At 40.4% G+C, this 21433-nt stretch carries 19 protein-coding genes; 15 read left to right on the top strand and 4 right to left on the bottom strand.

All coding sequences use genetic code 11. From position 1 onward, the window contains the following. The 3 genes from smrA to ISP07_RS01830 all read right to left on the bottom strand — a co-directional run bounded on the left by smrA (position 1) and on the right by ISP07_RS01830 (position 1521). Positions 1 to 582 carry a DNA endonuclease SmrA gene (smrA, locus tag ISP07_RS01840; RefSeq protein ID WP_054551764.1) on the bottom strand — a complete coding sequence of 194 codons (582 nt, stop codon included), beginning with the start codon at positions 580 to 582 and terminating at the stop codon, positions 1 to 3. A gap of 149 nt (positions 583 to 731) precedes the next feature. Further along, the gene (locus tag ISP07_RS01835; protein ID WP_054551958.1) at positions 732 to 977 is read right to left on the bottom strand and encodes a hypothetical protein; all 246 of its coding nucleotides are present in this window, start codon (positions 975 to 977) and stop codon (positions 732 to 734) included. A gap of 100 nt (positions 978 to 1077) precedes the next feature. Beyond that, positions 1078 to 1521 carry a hypothetical protein gene (locus ISP07_RS01830; protein WP_054551763.1) on the bottom strand — a complete coding sequence of 148 codons (444 nt, stop codon included), beginning with the start codon at positions 1519 to 1521 and terminating at the stop codon, positions 1078 to 1080. A 151-nt stretch (positions 1522 to 1672) separates the two neighbouring features. Here ISP07_RS01830 and ISP07_RS01825 point away from each other — a divergent pair, with 151 nt between their 5' ends. Then, on the top strand, positions 1673 to 2056 hold the full coding sequence (locus ISP07_RS01825; protein ID WP_054551762.1) for a response regulator: 384 nt from the start codon (positions 1673 to 1675) through the stop codon (positions 2054 to 2056). A gap of 96 nt (positions 2057 to 2152) precedes the next feature. On the opposite strand, the gene rpsT is transcribed toward ISP07_RS01825, so the two are convergent. Next, positions 2153 to 2413 (bottom strand): 30S ribosomal protein S20, encoded by a 261-nt coding sequence (rpsT, locus tag ISP07_RS01820; RefSeq protein ID WP_036967030.1) that lies wholly within the window; start codon positions 2411 to 2413, stop codon positions 2153 to 2155. 243 nt (positions 2414 to 2656) lie between these two features. On the opposite strand from rpsT, the gene murJ reads away from it, so the two are divergent. From murJ to ISP07_RS01750, 14 genes are all read left to right on the top strand, one after another. Then, entirely contained in the window at positions 2657 to 4237 is a 1581-nt protein-coding gene (gene murJ / locus ISP07_RS01815; RefSeq protein WP_324616083.1) for a murein biosynthesis integral membrane protein MurJ, read from the top strand. A 73-nt stretch (positions 4238 to 4310) separates the two neighbouring features. Next, positions 4311 to 5237, top strand: coding sequence for a bifunctional riboflavin kinase/FAD synthetase (gene ribF / locus ISP07_RS01810; RefSeq protein WP_209326590.1), 927 nt, complete (start codon positions 4311 to 4313; stop codon positions 5235 to 5237). Between the two features lie 25 nt (positions 5238 to 5262). Then, positions 5263 to 8088, top strand: coding sequence for an isoleucine--tRNA ligase (gene ileS, locus ISP07_RS01805; RefSeq protein ID WP_209326589.1), 2826 nt, complete (start codon positions 5263 to 5265; stop codon positions 8086 to 8088). Positions 8089 to 8097: 9 nt separating this feature from the next. Further along, complete coding sequence (lspA, locus tag ISP07_RS01800) at positions 8098 to 8598, top strand: signal peptidase II (RefSeq protein WP_054551759.1); 501 nt, start codon at positions 8098 to 8100, stop codon at positions 8596 to 8598. After that, positions 8595 to 9035, top strand: a complete 441-nt coding sequence (fkpB, locus tag ISP07_RS01795; RefSeq protein ID WP_054551758.1) for an FKBP-type peptidyl-prolyl cis-trans isomerase — start codon at positions 8595 to 8597, stop codon at positions 9033 to 9035. The genes lspA and fkpB overlap by 4 nt, the downstream gene beginning before the upstream one ends. Beyond that, positions 9035 to 9964: a 4-hydroxy-3-methylbut-2-enyl diphosphate reductase gene (gene ispH, locus ISP07_RS01790; protein WP_054551757.1), complete on the top strand. Its 930-nt coding sequence runs from the start codon at positions 9035 to 9037 to the stop codon at positions 9962 to 9964. Before fkpB ends, ispH begins: the two co-directional genes overlap by 1 nt. 38 nt (positions 9965 to 10002) lie before the next feature. Then, entirely contained in the window at positions 10003 to 11028 is a 1026-nt protein-coding gene (locus ISP07_RS01785) for a sensor histidine kinase (protein WP_209326588.1), read from the top strand. Beyond that, positions 11025 to 11735 (top strand): LytR/AlgR family response regulator transcription factor, encoded by a 711-nt coding sequence (locus ISP07_RS01780; RefSeq protein WP_228290475.1) that lies wholly within the window; start codon positions 11025 to 11027, stop codon positions 11733 to 11735. Before ISP07_RS01785 ends, ISP07_RS01780 begins: the two co-directional genes overlap by 4 nt. Positions 11736 to 11918: 183 nt before the next feature. After that, positions 11919 to 12473 (top strand): type IV pilus modification protein PilV, encoded by a 555-nt coding sequence (pilV, locus tag ISP07_RS01775; RefSeq protein WP_209326587.1) that lies wholly within the window; start codon positions 11919 to 11921, stop codon positions 12471 to 12473. Between the two features lies 1 nt (position 12474). Then, positions 12475 to 13470 (top strand): PilW family protein, encoded by a 996-nt coding sequence (locus tag ISP07_RS01770; protein ID WP_209326586.1) that lies wholly within the window; start codon positions 12475 to 12477, stop codon positions 13468 to 13470. Next, positions 13458 to 13940, top strand: a complete 483-nt coding sequence (locus ISP07_RS01765) for a pilus assembly PilX family protein (RefSeq protein ID WP_054551754.1) — start codon at positions 13458 to 13460, stop codon at positions 13938 to 13940. Before ISP07_RS01770 ends, ISP07_RS01765 begins: the two co-directional genes overlap by 13 nt. Before the next feature lie 13 nt (positions 13941 to 13953). Next, entirely contained in the window at positions 13954 to 17076 is a 3123-nt protein-coding gene (locus ISP07_RS01760; protein ID WP_209326585.1) for a PilC/PilY family type IV pilus protein, read from the top strand. A 513-nt stretch (positions 17077 to 17589) separates the two neighbouring features. Beyond that, positions 17590 to 20853 (top strand): pilus assembly protein, encoded by a 3264-nt coding sequence (locus ISP07_RS01755; protein WP_209326584.1) that lies wholly within the window; start codon positions 17590 to 17592, stop codon positions 20851 to 20853. Positions 20854 to 21006: 153 nt separating this feature from the next. Further along, positions 21007 to 21432 (top strand): type IV pilin protein, encoded by a 426-nt coding sequence (locus tag ISP07_RS01750; protein ID WP_209326583.1) that lies wholly within the window; start codon positions 21007 to 21009, stop codon positions 21430 to 21432. Position 21433: the final 1 nt, after the last annotated feature.

Genomic DNA, 21433 nt, shown 5'->3' with positions numbered 1-21433 from the left:
CTAACTTCTTTTTGAGTGGATTTCTCTGTTCTCGTGTTTCTTCTCGTCAGATTTTTTAATCATCACATACGTTGCACCACTACCACCATGATGCTTAAGGGCACTGTGAAAGGCTAAAACCGCTGGAATTTCTTGCAGCCACTTATTGGTATAGCTCTTTAAAATACCTGGCTGTGATTTATTTTTGATACCAATCCCATGGCGAATAAGTACGACACGAATATTTCGTTTATGACAGTCATCGATAAAATTAAATAACGTACTACGTGCACGTTGAAGAGGCTGACCATGCAAATCAAGCGTGGCATCGAGTTGATATTTAGCTAAACGTAAGTTTTTATATACTTGGCCTTGTACGCCATCTTTTTTAAATGCCAATATGGCATGAGGATCTAACAGCTCGACGAACTCGCTTCGCAAATAGTTTTCATCAATTGCTAAATCACACTCAGCTGCTTTACGTTTTTCTTGTTGCGCTAAAGAAGGGCCTTGCTTGGTGGAATCAAATTGAACAGTGTCATGCTTAAGAGGTTTTACGTCTTCCATAGATGAGAGAAATAAGTCGAAGTCGTTTAATGACATAAGGTACCTCCAAATTATTTATATACGCCATTAATGGTATCTCAGTTCAACCATTTTGTAAGTAAAAAAAAAGCCCAAGCAGGGGACTGCTTGGGCATAAATGCTGATAGATGATATAGCCTATTCTATCAATTTATCTTAGGGGAAGATTAACCTTGATTAATATTCAACTGGCCAAATGTGTAGACCTTGAATAAATAAAATGTGTTGATCAACACCAAGCTCATGTTTGATATTACGCTTGATGACATCAGATCTAAACTAAACGATAAAAATAATAAACTACACGCGCTAATCGCTGCAAAACGCAGTAATGTTAGCTGGTTAATAAAAAATGCACCTAGTCCTAGTGCAAGTAACGTTAAGTTTAAAAGCCAATCTAGCTCGTTTAGCATGGTCGTATCTGATCGTGTCTGTGTTGAAAAAGGAGCGCCATTATGGTGATCTTTTACACAGCTTTCAACCAAGTAATTTTAAATTTTCGGATTAGATTTTTTAATCCATTATCAGCTTTTTCATCGCTGCAAAAAATCCATTTTGTTCTGTAACTCGGTACTTCTGACAGGTGTCTGGTTTACGCTTATCTTGGCACAGGTAAATAATGTTGCGGCTTAGGTCTGCACGGGGGCTAAGAGTAGAATCAAATAAGTTTGCACCATAACCAAAAACCCCGGGCCAAAATATACTTTGTGAGACCATACCTAGCTTTTCGTAAGTGATTAACACGGGTTTTGGTGTAATTAGCAGAATTAATACAACTGCTGCGAGTGCATACCACCGTGTTTTGCTTTTCTTAAGTTCTACTTCAGGAGCACTGTGCTGAGCAGCTTGTGCGCGCGCTTGTTGTTGGTTTACTGGTCTTTGGCGCTTTGCTTGTGTTGGTTTCTTTCGTGCAGGAGCTTTACCAAGTAAAGATTGTTTTTTTATTTTATTAGACATAAAGCTTATCTGGCCTTTTAAATATAGGTCTCTATAATGAGATTATAACGAAGTTTTTGATATAATAGTCAAATTCAAATCACTCATAGCTTAAATGCGTTACACTCTACAGTGCAATGAGTGTTTATCTTCATAGTTTAAGAGGAATAGTATGGATACGCAGCTTTCAATTCTAATTGTGGACGACGTAGGTACGGTCCGCAGTTTTCTAAATCAAACATTAATGCACCTTGGTATCGATAATGTACGTGAAGCTTCTACAGCCGCACAGTGTTTAAGCGCATGTAAAGAGAAAGAGTTCAATATAATTTTTCTAGATATTGAATTACCCGATGGAGATGGTAAAGAGATTATCACGCAAATTAATGAAATTTCGCCCGAAGCCAATGTCGTGATGGTTTCGGCTCATTCAACAGTAGAAAACGTTAAAGAAGCAATTGAAAAGGGCGCTAAAGGATTTGTAGTAAAACCGTTTACACCTAAGAAAATTGCGGCAATGCTGAAAAAGTTTTACCCAGAACTAGAAATTGTCTAGCTAATTAACTATTGGGGCATTTAGAAAAGTGCCTTGTTAAATTACAAACAAAAAAAAACCGGCAAAAGCCGGTTTTTCATATTTATCAAAAACAAATTATAGCGCTTTGATTTTAGCTGCTAAACGGCTCTTATGACGAGCTGCTTTGTTCTTGTGGATTAGACCTTTAGTTGCGTAACGGTCTAGGATAGGTGTTGCAACAGCGAATGCCGCTTGTGCAGCTTCTTTGTCGCCCGCTTCAATTGCAGCAACTACTTTTTTGAAGTAAGTACGCATCATTGAACGACGGCTTGCGTTATGTTGACGATTTTTTTCGCTCGTAATAGCGCGTTTTTTTGCAGACTTGATGTTAGCCAAGGTTTGCTCCTAACAATCTTAAAATAAGCTTAATTTAAAGGCCGTGGAATATGCCTGTTTTTATCATGAATGTCAATGAAATTTTGACATCTCAAGAAAAACTGCTCCTTATAACGAACATCAATTTGCCGCTTTAGCAGTTAATATCGCCATTGTAACAAAGGGTCGGGTTCGAGCCTAGTGCTTTAAAGATATTTTAGGCATAATCGCCTATCTTAGAAGTTTTTTGATAATGGGTTTAAGGTGGCAAAAGGATTATTTCGTTCTGGGATGATTGTTAGTGCAATGACGATGATCTCGCGTATTTTAGGGTTAGTAAGAGATGCGGTTGTGGCGAATCTCCTAGGTGCCAGTGCTGCTGCGGATGTGTTTTTATTTGCCAATCGAATTCCTAATTTCCTAAGACGCTTATTTGCCGAAGGAGCCTTTGCCCAAGCATTTGTGCCGGTTTTATCTGAAATAAAAGAGCAACAAGGTGATGATAAAGTCCGGTTGTTTGTGGCTCAAGCCGCCGGTACGTTAGGAACTATTTTATTAATTGTTACCCTGTTCGGAGTTATTGCTTCTCCAGTTATAGCGGCCTTATTTGGAACTGGCTGGTTTATTGATTGGTGGCAAGGTGGCGAAAATGCCGAGAAGTTCGTACTTGCCAGTGCACTATTAAAACTGACTTTCCCTTATTTATTTTTCGTGAGTTTGGTTGCCCTGAGCGGTGCGGTCATGAATGTCTATAATCGCTTTGCTGTTGCAGCGTTTACACCTGTGCTGTTGAATATATCGATTATTAGCTGCGCAGTTTTATTGCACGATAAATTTTCGGTGGGGGCTTATGCCCTTGCCATTGGCGTATTTGTTGGGGGAGTAGTGCAGTTACTGTTTCAGTTGCCATTTTTGTACCGTGCCCGTATGCTGAGCCGCCCAAAATGGGGCTGGCAAGATGAAAACGTTAAAAAAGTGCGAAAACTCATGCTACCAGCCTTGTTTGGCGTGTCTATCAGTCAAATAAACCTGTTGCTCGACACCATGATTGCCTCAATGTTGATGACCGGCTCTATCGCGTGGCTTTACTACTCAGACCGTTTAATTGAGTTTCCTCTTGGCTTATTCGGTATCGGTATCGCGACGGTAATTTTACCCGCATTGTCTAAGCTACATAGCACTAAAAGCACAAAAGATTTTCAGCTAACCCTGGATTGGGGGGTGAGATTTGTTATTTTCTTAGGCTTGCCTGCTATGTTTGGTTTAATGGTGATAAGCCCGCTCATTATTACGGTTTTATTTGATCATGGTGCATTTCAGGATGGTGAAATTGATCATGTAAAAGCGGTAAGTTACGGTGTCATGGCCTACTCAGTTGGACTGGTTAGCTTTATGTTAATCAAGGTGTTAGCACCGGGCTTTTATTCGCGTCAAGATACTAAAACCCCCGTAAAAATTGGTATTAAAACACTGGTGTTAAATATGGTGTTTAACATTATGCTAGCTCCATTTATTGGTTATTTGGGGTTAGCGTTAGCAACCGCGATGTCGGCCAGTTGTAATGCTTACCTGCTGTATCATCAATTACGTAAAGAAGGCGTTTATCAGTTTTCTGCTATGAGTTTTGGTTTTACCATTAAGTGTTTGTTTTCAAGTTTATTAATGGCCGCATCTGTATGGTATGTGGGCCAGCAATTTGCCTGGGAAGTATGGCACTTTACTGAGCAAGTGCTGCTGTTGAGTGGGTTATTGGTGCTGGCGGTTTTTGTTTACTTTGCGGCCTTATTCATTCTAGGTGTGAGACTAAATACGATAAAAAGTGTTGCAACTACTGAATCAAACTAAAAAAAAGATTATAATCGGCGCTTCAAGCCCGATATCAATGTTTTGGGCTCGCTGATAAAGGCAAAAAGGTGGCATGGAGTTAATTAGAGGTATTCACAATATTCGCGCGCAGCATTATGGCTGTGTGTTGACCATTGGTAATTTTGATGGCGTGCACTTAGGTCATGCAGAAGTGATTAAAGGCTTGCTGCAAGACGCACAAAAGCATCAATTGCCAAGTACCGTGATGTTATTTGAGCCTCAGCCACAAGAGTTTTTTGCCAAAGATAATGCACCCGCGCGTTTAACTCGACTACGTGATAAGCTCAGTTTGCTTGCTAAATTAGGCGTGGAACGAGTGATTTGTATTAGCTTCAATCAGCAATTTGCCAACATGGAAGCAGAACAGTTTGTCAGCCAAGTACTGGTTGAAAAGCTAGGCGTTAAAGCATTAACTGTTGGTGATGACTTTTGTTTTGGCAAACGTCGTCGTGGCGATTTTGCGTTACTAAAAACCATGGGCGCTGAGCTGAACATGGATGTGAAAAGTACTGCAAGTTTTCGCAGACTCAATGATAGAGTAAGTAGTACCCTTATTCGCCATGCGCTTGCTGCAGGGCAATTGGAAGATGCAAAAACCATGTTAGGTCATGGTTATGCGATTTCTGGGCGTGTTATTCATGGCTGGGCGAAAGGTCGTGAATTAGGGTTCAGAACGGCCAACATAGCGCTAAAACGCCAAGTATGCCCAGTAAATGGGGTATTTGCTGTAAGAGCAAAAGTGGGTGATGAAGAATTATATGGGGTTGCAAATATTGGCAACAAACCCACATTTAATGGGACACGCGCATTGTTAGAGGTTCACCTTTTCGACTTTGCGCAAGACATTTACGGACAATTTATGCACGTGGAGCTAATTAAAAAGCTTCGCGATGAGAAAAAATTCGAGACATTAACACAACTGACGGCGCAGATTGCAGATGATGTAACCGCCGCTAAGCAGTGTTTTGGTTTAAATTAGGTAGCCGATACGGAAAGTAGGATTAATGAGCGACTACAAACATACTTTGAATTTACCGGAAACAGCGTTTCCAATGCGCGGCAATTTGGCACAACGTGAACCAAAGATGCTTAAGACATGGTATGAAGACGATCTTTACGGTCAAATTCGCAGCGCTAAAAAAGGTAAAAAAACCTTCATTTTGCATGACGGCCCTCCGTATGCAAACGGTGATATCCATTTAGGCCACTCGGTAAACAAAATTCTTAAAGATATTATTGTTAAGTCAAAAACCTTGTCTGACTTCGACGCACCTTACGTGCCGGGTTGGGACTGTCACGGTTTACCAATTGAATTAATGGTTGAAAAGAAAGTAGGCAAGCCAGGCGTGAAAGTGTCTGCTGCTGAGTTCCGTGAAAAATGTCGCGCATACGCTAAAAAACAAGTCGAGGGTCAAAAAACAGACTTTAAACGTCTTGGTGTATTTGGTGACTGGGACAAGCCTTACTTAACAATGAACTTTGACTTTGAAGCGAACGCAATTCGCGTGCTTGGTCGCATCATTAAAAATGGTCACTTACACAAAGGTGCTAAGCCTGTTCACTGGTGTACAGATTGTGGTTCAGCACTTGCTGAAGCGGAAGTTGAATACCAAGATAAACAATCTCCAGCAATCGATGTACGTTTTCAGTTTGCTGATCAAGATGCTGTAATCAATGCGTTTGAACTTGCTGAAGGCCATGAAGGTACAGGTGCAGTTAGTACAGTTATCTGGACGACAACACCGTGGACATTACCAGCTAACCGTGCAGTAGCCGTTCACGAAAAGCTTGAGTATGCCCTTGTTCAAATTGATGACGAAGGTGCACAGCAACGTCTAATTTTAGGTTCTGAGCTAGTTAAAGATGCTATGGACCGTTATGGCTTCAAACATTACCACGTACTCGGTTATGTAAAAGGTGCTGCACTTGAGAACTTACAGGTTGCTCACCCATTCTATGACTTCAGAGTGCCTGTGATTGTGGCTGATCACGTAACGACTGATTCTGGTACTGGTGTTGTTCATACTGCACCAGGTCACGGTCAAGAAGATTTCGCGGCAGGTCTTGCTTATGGTTTAGAAGTAGCTAACCCTGTTGGTGCTAACGGTGTTTACTTACCTGACACACCAATGTTTGCAGGTCAGCACGTATTTAAAGCAAATGCGAGCGTTATTGACGTATTAACTGAAAACAATGCGTTATTGCATCATCATGCGCTTACGCACAGCTACCCACATTGCTGGCGTCATAAAACACCTATTATCTTCCGTGCTACGCCACAGTGGTTCGTAAGTATGGACCAAGCTAATCTTCGTCAAGATTCATTAAACGAAATCAAAAAGACTGAGTGGTTACCTGAGTGGGGCGAGAGCCGCATTGCAAACATGGTTGAAGGCCGTCCTGATTGGTGTATTTCACGTCAACGTACATGGGGTGTGCCAATTGCATTATTCGTTGATAAAGACACTGGTGCGCTTCACCCGAATACACAAGAGCTTATCGAAGAAGCGGCGAAATTAGTTGAAAAGTCAGGTATTCAAGCTTGGTATGACTTAGACCCAGCTACTTTACTTGGCGATGACGCTGAGCAATACATGAAAGTTCAAGATACGCTGGATGTATGGTTTGACTCAGGTGTGACTCACGCATGTGTGGTTGATGCACGTGACGATTTAACCGGTCCTGCTGATCTTTACTTAGAGGGTTCTGATCAACACCGTGGTTGGTTTATGTCGTCAATGATGACATCGGTTGCTATCAATGGTCATGCGCCATACAAGCAAGTGCTAACACATGGTTTCACGGTTGATGAAAATGGCCGTAAGATGTCTAAGTCATTAGGCAACGTAATTTCACCACAAAATGTGATGAACAAACTAGGTGCTGACATCTTACGCTTATGGGTTGCATCAACTGACTTTACAGCTGAAATGACTGTATCTGATGAAATCTTTAAACGTTCAGCAGACCGTTATCGTCGTATTCGTAATACGAGCCGTTATTTACTTGCGAACTTAAGTGGTTTTGATCCAAAAACAGATCAAGTTGCTATTGAAGACATGGTTGAGCTTGACCGTTGGATTGTGGGCCGTGCAGCTGAGCTGCAAGATGAAATCTTAGCGGCTTACGACAAGTACCAAATGCTACTTGTAACGCAAAAGCTAATGAACTTCTGTACTGGTGAGCTTGGTTCGTTCTACCTAGACGTAATCAAAGATCGTCAATACACAGCGAAAAGCGACAGCCACGCGCGTCGTTCATGTCAAACTGCGCTTTATCACATTGCTGAAGCAATGACTCGTTGGATGGCACCGATCTTAAGCTTCACTGCGCAAGAAATCTGGGAAGCATTACCAGGTGAGCGTGACAAGTTTGTATTCACTTCTGTGTGGTACGATGGCTTACAAGCTTCTTCACAAGGTAAGTTCAGCAACGATGATTGGTTAACAATCCTAAACGTTCGTGATGAAGTAAACCGTGTGCTAGAAGCGGCGCGTAAAGAAGAAGTTATTGGTGCAACTCTACAAGCAAACGTAAGCATCTATGCAGGTGAAGAGCTAAGCGCGAAATTAGCTGCATTAGGTGATGAACTGCGCTTTGTACTATTAACTTCAGGCGTGACAGTTGAAACTGTGACTACGCAGCCAGAGGATACGCAAGCTACAGAAATTGATGGCTTATACATTAAAGTTGCCGCAACAACCGCTGAAAAATGTGAGCGTTGTTGGCATTACTGTGATGATGTAGGTGCTGATCCTGCACACCCTGAAATCTGTGGCCGTTGTGTAAGCAATGTTGACGGCGATGGTGAACAGCGTCAGTTCGCATAGGAGTTGTTTGTGAGCAAACTAGCCGGAAAAAGTGGCTTGGTTTGGTTATGGCTTAGTCTACTGCTTTTGGTAGTAGACTATGCGACAAAATCACTTGTCGTTAATACCATGGCCTATCAAGAGTCGATAGATATTCTGCCATTCTTTAACTTCACCTATGTACACAACTATGGTGCGGCATTTAGCTTTTTGAGTGATTCAGGTGGCTGGCAGCGCTGGTTCTTTAGTTTGATTGCAGTGTCGATCAGTGTGCTTTTAGTGTGGTGGTTGAAACGTTTACCTGCGTCTAACAAGGTATTATGTTCTGCTTATGCGTTAGTTTTAGCCGGTGCAATAGGCAATTTATACGACCGAATCGCGTATGGCTATGTTATTGACTTCCTGCATGTATATTACGAAAACTGGCACTTTCCTGTTTTTAATATTGCCGATTGTGCGATTTGTATCGGTGCCGCATTACTTTTATTTGATGCCTTCACAGGCGAAAGTCCTAAGGAGCAACAAGCATGAGCCAAGCTGTAATAGGTGAAAACTCTGAAGTGATCTTTCATTTCTCAATTAAGTTAGAAGATGGCTCAGCAGCCGATTCAACTAAAGTACATAATAAACCTGCAAAATTGCGAATGGGTGATGGCAGTCTGACAGCAAACTTTGAAAAGTGCTTACTCGGTTTAGCGGCTGGTGAAAGTAAGTCATTTGCATTAGAGCCAGAAGATGCATTTGGTCAGCCAAATCCAGATAACATCTACTATGTTGACCGCAGCAAGTTTGGTGCAGACACGCCTGCTGAAGTAGGTAATATTATTGCCTTTACTCAGCCTGATGGTACTGAGTTACCAGGTCTTGTTCGTGAAGTGCAAGGTGAGTCAGTTACTATTGACTTTAACCACCCACTTGCAGGGCAACGCTTAACCTTTGAAGTCGATATTTTAGAGGTAACAGGTTAATGGATATTTTATTAGCGAACCCACGTGGTTTTTGCGCAGGCGTTGACCGTGCAATCAGTATTGTGGAGCGCGCACTCGATATCTTTGAAAAGCCAATCTATGTGCGTCATGAAGTCGTTCACAACCGATATGTTGTTGATGGCTTAAAAAATCGCGGTGCAGTCTTTGTTGAAGAGCTAGATCAGGTTCCTGACGACAGCATTGTTATCTTTAGTGCGCATGGTGTATCACAAGCTGTTCGAAGCGAGGCAAAGCGTCGTGACCTTAAAGTATTTGATGCAACCTGCCCGTTGGTAACAAAAGTACATATGGAAGTAACACGTGCAAGCCGTAAAGGTACTGAGTGTGTGTTAATTGGCCATCATGGTCATCCAGAAGTAGAAGGTACAATGGGGCAGTACGACAACGAAGCGGGTGGTATTTACTTAGTAGAAACGCCAGAAGATGTTGCAAACTTAACGGTTAAAAACCCTGAGAACCTGTTTTACTGTAGCCAAACAACGTTGTCTGTAGATGATACAGCAGATGTGATTGATGCATTACGCACTAAGTTTCCAGCAATTGATGGCCCGCGTAAAGATGACATTTGTTATGCTACGCAAAACCGTCAAGATGCAGTGCGTGACTTAGCTGATAAAGTGGATGTATTGCTTGTAGTTGGGGCTAAAAATAGCTCTAACTCTAATCGTTTACGTGAGCTTGCCGATAAAATGGGCACTACGGCTTATTTGATTGATGATGCAAGTAATGTTGAAGCTGATTGGTTCAACAATGTAAATGCGGTGGGTGTTACTGCAGGTGCATCTGCACCAGAAGTTTTAGTTCAACAAGTTATTGCTCGTCTAAAAGAATTGGGTGGCAATCAAGTTGTTGAAAATCCTGGCGAAGAAGAGAACATAGTATTTGCCGTTCCTGTTGAGCTACGCTAATCTAAGCAAATAGTAGTCAACAGTTAAAAGAGGAGCCCATGAGCAAACAGCCTAATTCAAACGGCTTGCTGATTGCGGCTCTTTTTCAATCTCGTGGTGTCCTTGCCACACTGATCGTCAGCCAAGTCATTGCTATTTTACTCGCCTTTTCACCAATGAGCTTAGGTGATGTTTGGTTACGTCTAGCTATATTTAGCTGCTTTTTACATCTAATTTTTCTTTCAAGCTTGTCGTTACTGTATGTATGCCGGGCTCTACTTACAAAGCTGTCGCACCCTAAACAGTTATTCATTCTGATATCCACTTTACTGGCATTAACGTCTGTTTTTAGCTGGCTGTTTTTGTCTGTGTTTTCAGATGTGTTCGCTATGGAGTCGAGGGCTAACTTTATTGTCAGTAATTTACTGATCATATTTTTGGTCACCGCGTTGTTCAGCCAATTCCTGCTTATTCATAATCAAAAAGAGCAACAAACGAAAGCGTTAGCGCAGGCTGAACTTGATGCATTACAAGCAAGAATACGCCCTCACTTTTTGTTTAATAGTTTAAACACTGCTGCTGAGCTTACCCATTATGATGCTGAGGCGGCTGAACAAGCAATTTTGGCGCTGGCGGCGCTGTCGCAGGCCGCAATGCGCAGCGGTAAAGCCATAAAGCTTGCTGATGAAATCACTTTGTGTAGGCAGTATGTAGCCCTTGAGCGTTGGCGTTATGGCGAGCGATTAGTTTTAAGCTGGCAATTACCTGATGAGTTGCCAGATATAGATATTCCGTGTCTGACAATACAGCCGATTATTGAAAATGCGGTTTTTTATGGCGTAGAGTCAGCAGAGCAGGGCAACATTTCTGTCGAGATGCATCAATCGAACAAAGCTTATACTTTCATTATTACTAACCCTGTAGCGAAGCAAGGGAGCCATTCACGAGCAGGCAACGGTATGGCACTTGAAAACATCCGCCAGCGTTTGTCACTTTTCTATCATCAAAAAGCGCAACTAACTACGACTGTTCGTGATGAGATCTTTAGGGTGAAACTGGTGATACCTATTAAGAGAAGCGCATGATAAAAACTTTAATTGCTGATGACGAGCCTTTAGCAAGGGCGCGTATTAAACGTTTATTAGCTACTAACGAACTTTGCACAGTTGTAGGTGAAGCCAGTAACGGCGAACAGGTGATTGAACTTTGTAAGCAGCTCCAGCCTGATTTAGTGATGCTGGATATTAATATGCCCAAGCAGTCGGGCCTTGAAGTAGCTGCTGAACTAAAGCAGTTTTCGATCCCCCCAGCAGTGATGTTTTTAACAGCGCATCCTGAGTATGCGTTAACTGCATTTGATCTCGCTGTAGATGGCTATTTAGTTAAACCTGTATCCGAGCAAGCTTTAACAAAAGCAATGGCGCAGCTTAGTAAATTAAACCGAACTCAAGTATTAACCCCTGAAAATAACTATATTTGTTATCAACTTGCAGGCGTATTAAGAAGAGTAAATATAGATGATGTTATTTGCTGTATTGCAGAGCAAAAATACACGCGGGTGGTGTTTTTTGAAGGTGAGGCACTTGTTGAGCAAAGTTTAAAACAACTTGAGCAGACCTATCCGCTGCAGCTACTTAGAATTCATCGTAATACGCTTGTCAATAAGCAACATATTGTAAGCCTTTTTAGTCCTTCTGCTGGTGGACATACAGTCACGATGAAGCAGTTTAAAGAGCCCTTGTCTGTTAGTCGTCGAGAGCTTAAAAATGTAAAAGCTGTAATGGGTAAATAATAAAAACTCTCAATGCAGCAGCTTATCTCCTAAAGTCCCAGCTTCTTTATTGTTTATTACTTTGCTCTGAAGAAAGTTTCAGTACCGTTTATCGCGCATTATGACCGCTTGTCCATATACAGATTGTTATTTATCTGTGTCGTAATATTCTTATGGTATGTAAAAGTATCAATGAACTTCACCATGATTAAACATTCTGAGCAGAAAGGTTTTACGCTTATTGAAGTGCTTATTGCCTTTGTTATTTTGAGTTTTGGTTTATTAGGTGCCGTGGCCTTACAAGCTAAAGCAAAACAAGCTAGCTTTGATTCAATGCAGCGTGCAGCTGCTGTGGCACTTGGTAATGACATAATCCAACGTATGAGAGCAAATGACTCTTCGGGTTTTGCCGGCTTATACAATGGAGAGTTTAGTAGTCAATCAGCAGCCGACAAAGCTCAGACATGTTTTAATTCTGCTTGTACCGCACAAAATATAGCTGAGTTTGATAAACAACAATGGATCCGCGCAATTCAAGCTCGTGAAAATACGGGGGCTTTAGATAATGCCACTGTGTGTATAAATAACACCCCAGTCGCAGCAGGAAATGCGAGTGAATTTAATATAAGGGTGGTGATCAGTTGGCAAGGTAGGCAGGAACAAAAAGCAAATAATGCGACAGCTGCTATTGATTGTGGAACACAAAACGACAAGCGCCGTATAGTCGTGCTTGAAAGCTACATACACTTAAGGTCATAAGATGAAAAAGCAAACTGGATTTACACTTGTTGAGATGATGGTCGCTTTATTCATTGGTGGCATAGTGCTTGGTGGGGTGATGTTTACTTATTTAAGTATGAAAGTAACAACACGAGACACCATGACAATTGGTGAATTGCAGGAAACAGGTCGGTTAGCTTTAAATATCATGCAGCGTGATATAGAACAAATTGGCTTTTGGGGGACATTCTATGAAGACTCATTCTCAGACGAAAATACCAATACGGATGCTGTAAATAACCCTACAGGTGACTGCTCAGAAGGCCTCAATAATGCGAGCTTCCCTGCTGACAGTGCAACTAGTAATTTTCGCTCGGTTTATGCTGTAGAAACCTCAGATGGTTCTGCGCTTAGTTGTATCAACAATGCAAAGAAAAATACTGAAGTTTTACAGATGAAGTTTCTTGAAGGGCTGCAGATCCAACCTAACCAGACGAGCAATGACTATTATTACTTCATTGCTGAGCAAGAACGGGCTGAATTTAGACAAGGCCCAATCGCGGCCTCAACTATCAATGGTAATGCGACGATTTGGCGTTACCGTCATCATGTTTACTACATCTTTGAAGACTCATACACGATAAATGACCAATCAATTAAAGTCCCTGTTTTACGCCGAAAACGCCTAACAGTGAAAAAGAAAATGGAAACTGAAAGCGTGATGGAAGGCGTGGAGAATATGCATTTTGTATTTGGTCTAGATACCACGAACAACAGCCGTGTAGATACTTATAGAAGTATTAGTCAAATGACGAACAGTGATTGGGAGAACCGCCGTGGTATTTTGACAGTACAAGTGTTTTTATTAGTTAGATCGCTATTGCCTGATCCGAATCTAAAAATCAAAAATCAAAAGTATACGCTTGGTGAAGATGCAAGCAGAAAAGAATTAACCTTTACAGATAATTATCGTCGGGCGGTGTTTACTACAACGATTCGTTTAAATAATGTTGGAGCAAATTTATGGCGCATTTAACCTTGCAAAAGAAACAACAAGGGGTGGTGTTAATCGTTGCTTTGATCATGGTGGTAGCTGTTACAGGTATTGCCGTTTCTTTGATGAGTAGTAGTAGCATAGATATTAAAATTACTAATGCCGCCCAAGAGCGAGAAACAGCAGAAAATGAATTAATAGGAACTGTTCAGCAAGTAATTGCAAACGAAGCTGCCGCAGGTGGCAACAGTGCATTTTTAATGAAAGCAGCAGAAATCCCTGATGGTGGATTTGCTATGGGAGAGGTTGGTGGCGCAACCAATACGATGACAAATTTAAATAACGGTGTTCTTGATTTGCCTTGTCCGCGTAAATTTAACTTCACTGCAGGTATCTCCTGCAACATGGTTCAAGTTGATACCACCATTACCTATGGCACTAAAAGTAAGCATACTTTGACAATTACAACAGGGGTTGCCCAGGAAATGGCGAGCCTGAATACGGGTGGTTGATAAGGAAAATTTTATGAGAAAACTAAACTTATTATGTCAGCTTTCAGTTATTAGTTTTTTATTCATTGGTTGTAGTGGGTATGCGGATGATACGGAGTTGTACGTTAATTATGACCATGACTTAAAAGAAAAACAAAGAGTTATTTTTTTACTCGATACATCAGGAAGTATGCTTTTCTCAGCAACTGATGGCAGTCGTTGCCATCACCCTACGGGAGGTTACTTAGTTGAGTGCCCCGAAAGTAGAATAGCAGCTGCTAGAGATATCATAATTGAAACAATTGAGAATAATTCTGATATGGACTTTGGCTTTAACCGTTTTGCTCCCTCTCATGGGGGGTATGTAAAAGCGAGCTTAGGCACAGAGCATAATACCCTAAAAAACTTGATTCGTGGGATCAAAGCAGGAGGCTCGACTCCTGTCACCGAGTCACTTTGGGAAGTTTACATGTACTTAACTGGCCAAAAAGTTGATTTTGGTTCCTTAGTTGCCGTAGATGAGAGAGATACAAAAGCAGAAATTGGAAAAAAATACCTTTCTCCATTTGATACAAAGCTAACCGGTGATAAAAGGTGCGATAACACTGTAAATGTACTGCTAATAACTGATGGCGAGCCTCAGAATGATAATGAGCGAGACGCTGATATTGAAAAGCTTAATCAATTCTACTTCTCAGAGCCTGCCCCTCTTTATGGTCATGAACATAATCTAAACTATTTAGCGGCGCTTGCAAAAGTAATACACGGAACAGATGAAGTGATTGTCGATTTAAATAAAAAGACGCCTAAAATTCATGATCAAGGTATTATTTACACAATTGGTTTTGGTAATGGTCTCAGTAAGCCTGCAAAGGGTTTACTTGAGAAAACTGCTGAACTTGGAGGTGGGAAATACTTTTTTGCCAGTGATGGAACAGCATTATCTGAAAAGCTCAAAGAAACGTTTGCGGTTCTTAGAAATGAGTCCGGAACTTTTACGGCTCCATCGACAGCCTCAAATAATGCCGATCAAACTCGTAGTAGAGATGGTTTGTATTACACTATGTTCTATCCCAGCACTAATGCCCGTTGGCGTGGTAATTTGAAAAAATTGAAGGTTTCGGGCGATATTATAGTCGATGCTAATGGGCAGTCCGCCATTCAAAGTGATGGGTTGATAGCAAAAGAAGCTAAAACTTTTTGGTCAAATTCCGATTTACCAGATGGGAATGCAGTTGAGTTAGGTGGTGTTAACTCATATCTTGCAAATATTTCAAGCTTACCAAATACCGGTAGAAAGGTTCTTACTAACCTTTCAGGGGGAAGGTTACTTAATTTTACAAGGTATAGAGTAGTATTCCACTATAATACAATCGCCAAAGCTGCCGTTGATTTTGAATCTTCACCCGATGAGGTAGAAGATCTCATAAACTGGTCGCGAGGTTTGGATGTTAATGATGAAGATAACGATGGGAAAACAGATGATTCTCGTCAAGATATTTTTGGTGATCCCCTGCATTCAAAACCTGTAACTATAGATTATGGTAATGATGACGTTCGTATTTTAATTGGAACTAATGCAGGCTATTTGCATATGTTTCAAGATAAAAATGATGTATTGGCCGAAAGCTGGGCATTCATACCCCGGAGCTTGTATAAAATTATTAAACCACTGAGAGATAATACACAAGATACGAAAGTCTACGGTGTTGATGGCGCTATTTCAGTTTTCTTTGATGATAAAAACGGTGATGGTGTTGTTAATAGTTCAGATAGAGTATGGGCATTTTTTGGCCTAAGACGAGGCGGGAATGAATATTATGCACTTGATATCACTAACCCAAATCAACCTAAACTGTTATGGAAAGAACCATTAAAAGGTGGGGTTGGTGATTTTAAAGAACTTGCCCAGTCCTGGTCTAAACCAGAAGTTGCTTATATTAACTTGAATGGCTTTAAAGACCGACCAGTACTAATTTTTGGCGCAGGTTATGATACTAATAAAGATAATGTGCTTCGAAGTGATGATAACAAAGGACGTGGCATTTATATTGTAGATGCAGAGACAGGCGAAAAAGTTTGGGGATTAACACCTGATGAAAATGATTTCACCGGTGAACATAGTATTGCTTCAGACATCAGCTTATTAGACTCAGATTATGATGGCTATATTGATCGGCTTTATGCTGCGGATACTGGCGGTAATATATGGCGTATTGATATGCCAAGCGAAAACCCAAAAGATTCTGAACAACCATGGACGCATTTTAAGCTCGCAAGTTTAGGCAGCCAACTTGCAAGTAATGATCGTAGATTTTTTTATAAACCGACGGTAGCTCGGGCTGTATTTAGTAAAGTTTCTAAGACAATAATCAATGGCAAATCAGAGACAACTAGAATTGATTTTCCATACGATGCAATATTGGTTGGTAGCGGTAATAGAGCTAAACCGACTTCAACATTGGCAAATGACCAGCTATTTATGATTAGAGATAGCAATACGGTTACTAAGTCATTTAAAGGTAATGATGTTCCTGATGTTATTTTTCAATCGAATTTAATGAATGTTGACTCAGATCCATTCGGTAGCGCTTTGAAAGATATAGATACCTTTGTTGACCTTGAAGTGGAATTAGGGAAATTTAAAGGCTGGTATTATAACCTCTCTTCTGCAGGTGAAAAATCGCTTGCTGCTAGCACTGTAATTGGTGGTGTTGCTTATTATACTAGCTTTTCTCCAGCATCTGACGATAGCACAGAAAACCAATGCTCATTGAGTGCAGGTACGGGAAGTCTATACGCATTTCACCTTCATTACGGTACAAAAATATATGATAACTTGAAGTTTAAGACAGGTACTGATGTACCAGACACCCCAAAACTCTTTTTTGGAGAGGTTGACAGCTGTAAAGACACAAACGGTAATGGTTATTGTGATGACTACGAAGGTGAAATTGAGCAAATAAAGATAAGCCAATTTATGACTGTTGGGCCCAAAATCATAGGTGAAGATAGTCCATTTAAAGTCAAAGGGGTAAATGGACCTGGTTTAACTATTGAAAATGGAGAGATAAAATTAGTGAGTGATGAACCTCTTGGTTTTAAAGTCCAACAAACTTACATATATAAAAAAGAAGAGAACGACAGAAGTTACTAGATTAAATAACATCCTTTTTTGAACACTGGCTTTATGAGTTTTTGAGTATTTATTTTCTCAGTCACCCGTTTTATAAGCTTAACCTGGGTGAACTCATCGTCAGTGTTTTTTCTATATTAAATTAATATTTCTACTTTCTATTAAGTTGCTGTTTATTTTATACTTTTATTTTTTATCTCCGCTGTTTTACCAACCCATTCAGGATTATTTTCCGGTCTTTTTTCTTATTTCTCTTTTATGCCTTAATTATTTTTTCTATTATTAATTTAGATAAGAAAAGTGTGGAATAGTAGTAGCTTTTTATTATAATAATTATAGCGTGTTTGAATTTTATAAAATGCTTTTTAGCCTTTTTTATGGTTCTGTATAAGTATTGCAGCAACTCAAACATAAGGGTGTTGTAATTTATCGCACTGTTAAGGTTTTCAACTGCTGCAGAAAATCACAAAGCAGAAGTTCGGCAATAACAAAGCTAATCGCTAAATTAATAGCATTAAGGTGACGGGAGAAGTAATGAAAATTAGTAAAACAGTAAACAGGATACTTCTTTGTGCCTTTGCTGCGGTTAGCTTTTCTAGTTCAGCAGAAGATATAGAGCTTTATGTAAATCATAATGTTGATCTCGATGAAAAACCACGCGTATTAATTGTATTCGATACTTCTGGAAGTATGGCCTTTTCTACTAGTTCGGGTAACAGTTGCGGGTTCTCAAATGGTTTGTATATCCCGTGTTCAGATAGTCGGTTAGGCGTTGCACAAGATGCTATTACTAAACTGGTTGATGGTAACGATGATATTGATTTTGGCATAATGCGCTTTAATAGTACTGAAGGTGGTTATGTACTTGCTGGTATTGGCTCGCCAATGTCAACGTTGAAAACGACGATTGCCAATTTACCTGCTGATGGTGGTACGCCGCTGACTGAAACTTTGTGGGAAGCATACTTATATATTACAGGGCAAAACTTATTCTATGGTGAAAAAGTCAATGAGCTTTTACGTGATACTTCCGTAGAGAATAAATCAACTACAACAAACAGAGTTCGTAAATGTTACTGGTGGGGGTGTCGCTGGGAAAATGAAGTCATCACTAATTTCTCATATATTTCACCATTTGATAATTCTGATGAAGTAAAGCGCTGTGATAACTCCGTTAATATTATCTACATGACAGATGGGGACCCATCTGCAGGATCTGATAATGAGCAAGACTCTAATATTAGCGCATTATATAAGTCGTATTTTGGTAGCTCATTATCAAATGACGATAAAATTGCAGGGGTTCTTCTACACAAGTTAGCTCAGATCATACATGGCACTGATGATGTTGAAGTCGACTTAAGGCCAACCACAACGGATATCCATGAAACAGGGCGTGTATATACCATCGGCTTTGGTAGTGGGATGAGTAATAACGGTAAAACTCTACTTTCGGAAACCGCTAGGTTAGGCGGTGGGCAGTACCTGCATGCGAATACATCGGAGCAATTATCCGAAGCGCTGAAAAATACGATCACACAAATTCGCGAAGTTAACGATAGTTTCACTTCACCATCTGTTGCAAGTAATAATGCTGATCAAACGCGTAGCCGAGAATCGATTTATTACGCTATGTTTTACCCTGAAACGGGCGCGCGTTGGCGTGGAAATTTGAAAAAATTAAAAGTTTCAGGCGATCAAATTGTTGACTCAACAGGTAAATCAGCACTAAATGAAGATGGTCTGATTTCAAAAGAAGCAAAAACATTCTGGTTACCAAGTAATGAAGAGGCTGATGGAAACACAGTACAACGTGGTGGTGTAAATTTGCATTTAACACAACTGGCATCGCGAAAGTTATACACAGACGCGGGTAAATCTAGCCTAGTAGATTTTACCAAAGCAAATGTTTCGAGTGCCTTAGGTGGTGATGATAAGGCCGCGAAGCTGTTTGGGATTGATAAGTCGCAATTACAAAAAACAATTGATTGGGCGCGTGGGATAGATGTTGATAATGAGGATGGCGATTCGTCTTCAGTAGATCAGCGACAAGATATTTTCGGTGATCCGCTACATTCTAAACCCGTTACAATTGATTATGGCAATGATGACATTCGCATTTTAATTGGTACAAATGCAGGCTTCTTACACTTTTTCCAGGATAAAAAGGACGTTCTTAAGGAAAGCTGGGCATTTATTCCTAGTAGTTTGTACAAAATAATTAAGCCGCTACGAGAGAATCAAGCAAACACCAAAGTATATGGTGTTGATGGCCCAATATCTGTATTTTTCGATGACAAAAATAATGATGGTGTGGTAAATGGGAGTGATCGTGTTTGGGCATTTTTTGGTTTGAGGCGTGGTGGTAATTATTACTATGGCTTAGATATTACAAATCCCGACTCACCAAGTTTACTTTGGAATCAACCAATTAAGGGTGGTTCTGGTGACTTCAAAGAGTTAGGTCAAACTTGGTCTAAGCCTACGGTTACCTATATTAATATGGAAGGTTATAAAAACCGCCCTGTGTTGATTTTTGGTGCAGGTTACGACACCAACAAGGATAACGTTATTCGAACAGATGATAAGAAAGGTCGTGGGATCTATATTATTGATGCGAAAACAGGGAATAAGATTTGGGCACTAACTCCAAACGAAAACGGTTTCAAAGGTAAGCACAGTATTGCAGCTGATGTTAGTGTTCTTGATTCGGATTATGATGGCTTTGTTGACCGTTTATATGCAACTGACACAGGCGGGGATATTTGGCGAATAGATATGCCGAGTGATAAACCAAATAGCTCTGATAGTCCTTGGACTCACTTCAAACTAGCAAGTCTAGGTAGTCCTTTGAGCACGCAAGATAGACGTTTTTTCTACAAACCGCTGATAGCAAGAACTATGTTCAGCAAGGTAACAGAAACAACTATTAATGGGAAAAAAATATTTACTCGAAGAGATACACCCTTTGATGCAGTTTTAGTTGGCAGTGGTAATCGTTCAAAGCCAACTGCAACAGTAACCAATGATCAACTTTTCATGATTCGAGACATTAATACAGTTACTCAATCTTTTGTAGATAGTGACGTACCCAAAGTAATCACTCAATCTGATTTAATGAATATGGACTCAGATCCATTTGGTAATGCGCTGGATAATGTCGATAAATTTACCAAGCTTGAAGTTGAACTTGGAGCCTATAAAGGCTGGTATTATAACCTTCCGTCAGTGGGAGAAAAATCACTTGCTGCGAGTACAGTTATAGGGGGAGTTGCCTATTTCACAAGCTATACCCCTGCTTCCGCAACTGAGACAACTAATCAGTGCTCGTTAACTGGAGGCTCAGGAAGCGTATATGCCTTTCATTTACACTATGGCACAAAGGTTTACGATAGTTTAAAATATACTACTTCTAACGATGTTCCGGATACCCCACAGTTGTATTTTGGCGTGGGAAATAGTTGTGTTGATAATAATAATAATGGTTACTGTGATGACATAACAGACCCTGAGAACCCAGACCCTGAGAACCCAGATCCTGAGAACCCAGATCCTGAAAATCCAGATAACATTAAAGATACCGACATTAAAGTTGAAGAGGTAAGTCAGTTTTTAACAATTGGACCTGGTATCAAGGGGCAAGAAAACCCATTTAAGGTTAAAGATACCATAGGACCAGGGCTAACAGTTGAAGACGGTAAAATTAAGCTTGTTAGTGACGCTGTCCCTACTGGTTTTGGCTTTAAAACTCAACAAACTTTCATCTACAAGCAAGAGCGAAACGATAATAGCCAATAAAGCACTAAGCGAATACTCTGCCTTAGATGTTAAGGCAGAGCATGTGGTAGCGATTTGAATATTCGCCTTAATTGCATAATTATTGTTAGCCATCTAAGATAAGAACAAATAGGGGTAATTCCTGTAAAAAACAATCATATAGGTTTTTAAAAAATGAACTTTATAAGAACAAAGGGTCACAACGGTTTTACGCTAATCGAGCTTATGATTACTGTAGCTATCTTAGGGATCATCGCGAGCATTGCTATTCCTAGTTATTTTGAGCACGTAAAACGTACTGCTCGAACTGAGGCAATTACTTCGTTATTAGATGCAGCTAATAAGCAAGAGCAGTATTTTGTCGATAATCGAGAATATACAAGCACAATTGCTGATTTAGGTGTTTCTACGACGACAGAAAGTAACTTTTATACCATTAGTGTCGAGGTAGATAATGACGCAGGTACATTTACATTCAAGGCAACACCTGAGTCTGGACCGCCGTTACAAGATGCCGAATGTAAAACATTGTCTATTTCTGATACGGGTTTAAAAACGTCAACAGGTTCTGCTGACTCAAGCACCTGTTGGGGTAAATAGA

Origin of the sequence: Pseudoalteromonas sp. PA2MD11 (assembly GCF_017808125.1) — a bacterium.
Classification (GTDB): domain Bacteria; phylum Pseudomonadota; class Gammaproteobacteria; order Enterobacterales; family Alteromonadaceae; genus Pseudoalteromonas; species Pseudoalteromonas simplex.
The sequence above is the reverse complement of the archived record's forward strand: the minus strand, read 5'-3'. Positions and strand labels throughout refer to the sequence as shown.

Bases quoted from the DNA above. Each gene is read 5' to 3' on its own strand.
- smrA (WP_054551764.1), bottom strand. From the start codon at position 582: ATGTCATTAAACGACTTCGACTTATTTCTCTCATCTATGGAAGACGTA.
- ISP07_RS01835 (WP_054551958.1), bottom strand. From the start codon at position 977: ATGCTAAACGAGCTAGATTGGCTTTTAAACTTAACGTTACTTGCACTA.
- ISP07_RS01830 (WP_054551763.1), bottom strand. From the start codon at position 1,521: ATGTCTAATAAAATAAAAAAACAATCTTTACTTGGTAAAGCTCCTGCA.
- ISP07_RS01825 (WP_054551762.1), top strand. From the start codon at position 1,673: ATGGATACGCAGCTTTCAATTCTAATTGTGGACGACGTAGGTACGGTC.
- ribF (WP_209326590.1), top strand. From the start codon at position 4,311: ATGGAGTTAATTAGAGGTATTCACAATATTCGCGCGCAGCATTATGGC.
- ileS (WP_209326589.1), top strand. From the start codon at position 5,263: ATGAGCGACTACAAACATACTTTGAATTTACCGGAAACAGCGTTTCCA.
- fkpB (WP_054551758.1), top strand. From the start codon at position 8,595: ATGAGCCAAGCTGTAATAGGTGAAAACTCTGAAGTGATCTTTCATTTC.
- ispH (WP_054551757.1), top strand. From the start codon at position 9,035: ATGGATATTTTATTAGCGAACCCACGTGGTTTTTGCGCAGGCGTTGAC.
- ISP07_RS01785 (WP_209326588.1), top strand. From the start codon at position 10,003: ATGAGCAAACAGCCTAATTCAAACGGCTTGCTGATTGCGGCTCTTTTT.
- ISP07_RS01780 (WP_228290475.1), top strand. From the start codon at position 11,025: ATGATAAAAACTTTAATTGCTGATGACGAGCCTTTAGCAAGGGCGCGT.
- pilV (WP_209326587.1), top strand. From the start codon at position 11,919: ATGATTAAACATTCTGAGCAGAAAGGTTTTACGCTTATTGAAGTGCTT.
- ISP07_RS01770 (WP_209326586.1), top strand. From the start codon at position 12,475: ATGAAAAAGCAAACTGGATTTACACTTGTTGAGATGATGGTCGCTTTA.
- ISP07_RS01765 (WP_054551754.1), top strand. From the start codon at position 13,458: ATGGCGCATTTAACCTTGCAAAAGAAACAACAAGGGGTGGTGTTAATC.
- ISP07_RS01760 (WP_209326585.1), top strand. From the start codon at position 13,954: ATGAGAAAACTAAACTTATTATGTCAGCTTTCAGTTATTAGTTTTTTA.
- ISP07_RS01755 (WP_209326584.1), top strand. From the start codon at position 17,590: ATGAAAATTAGTAAAACAGTAAACAGGATACTTCTTTGTGCCTTTGCT.
- ISP07_RS01750 (WP_209326583.1), top strand. From the start codon at position 21,007: ATGAACTTTATAAGAACAAAGGGTCACAACGGTTTTACGCTAATCGAG.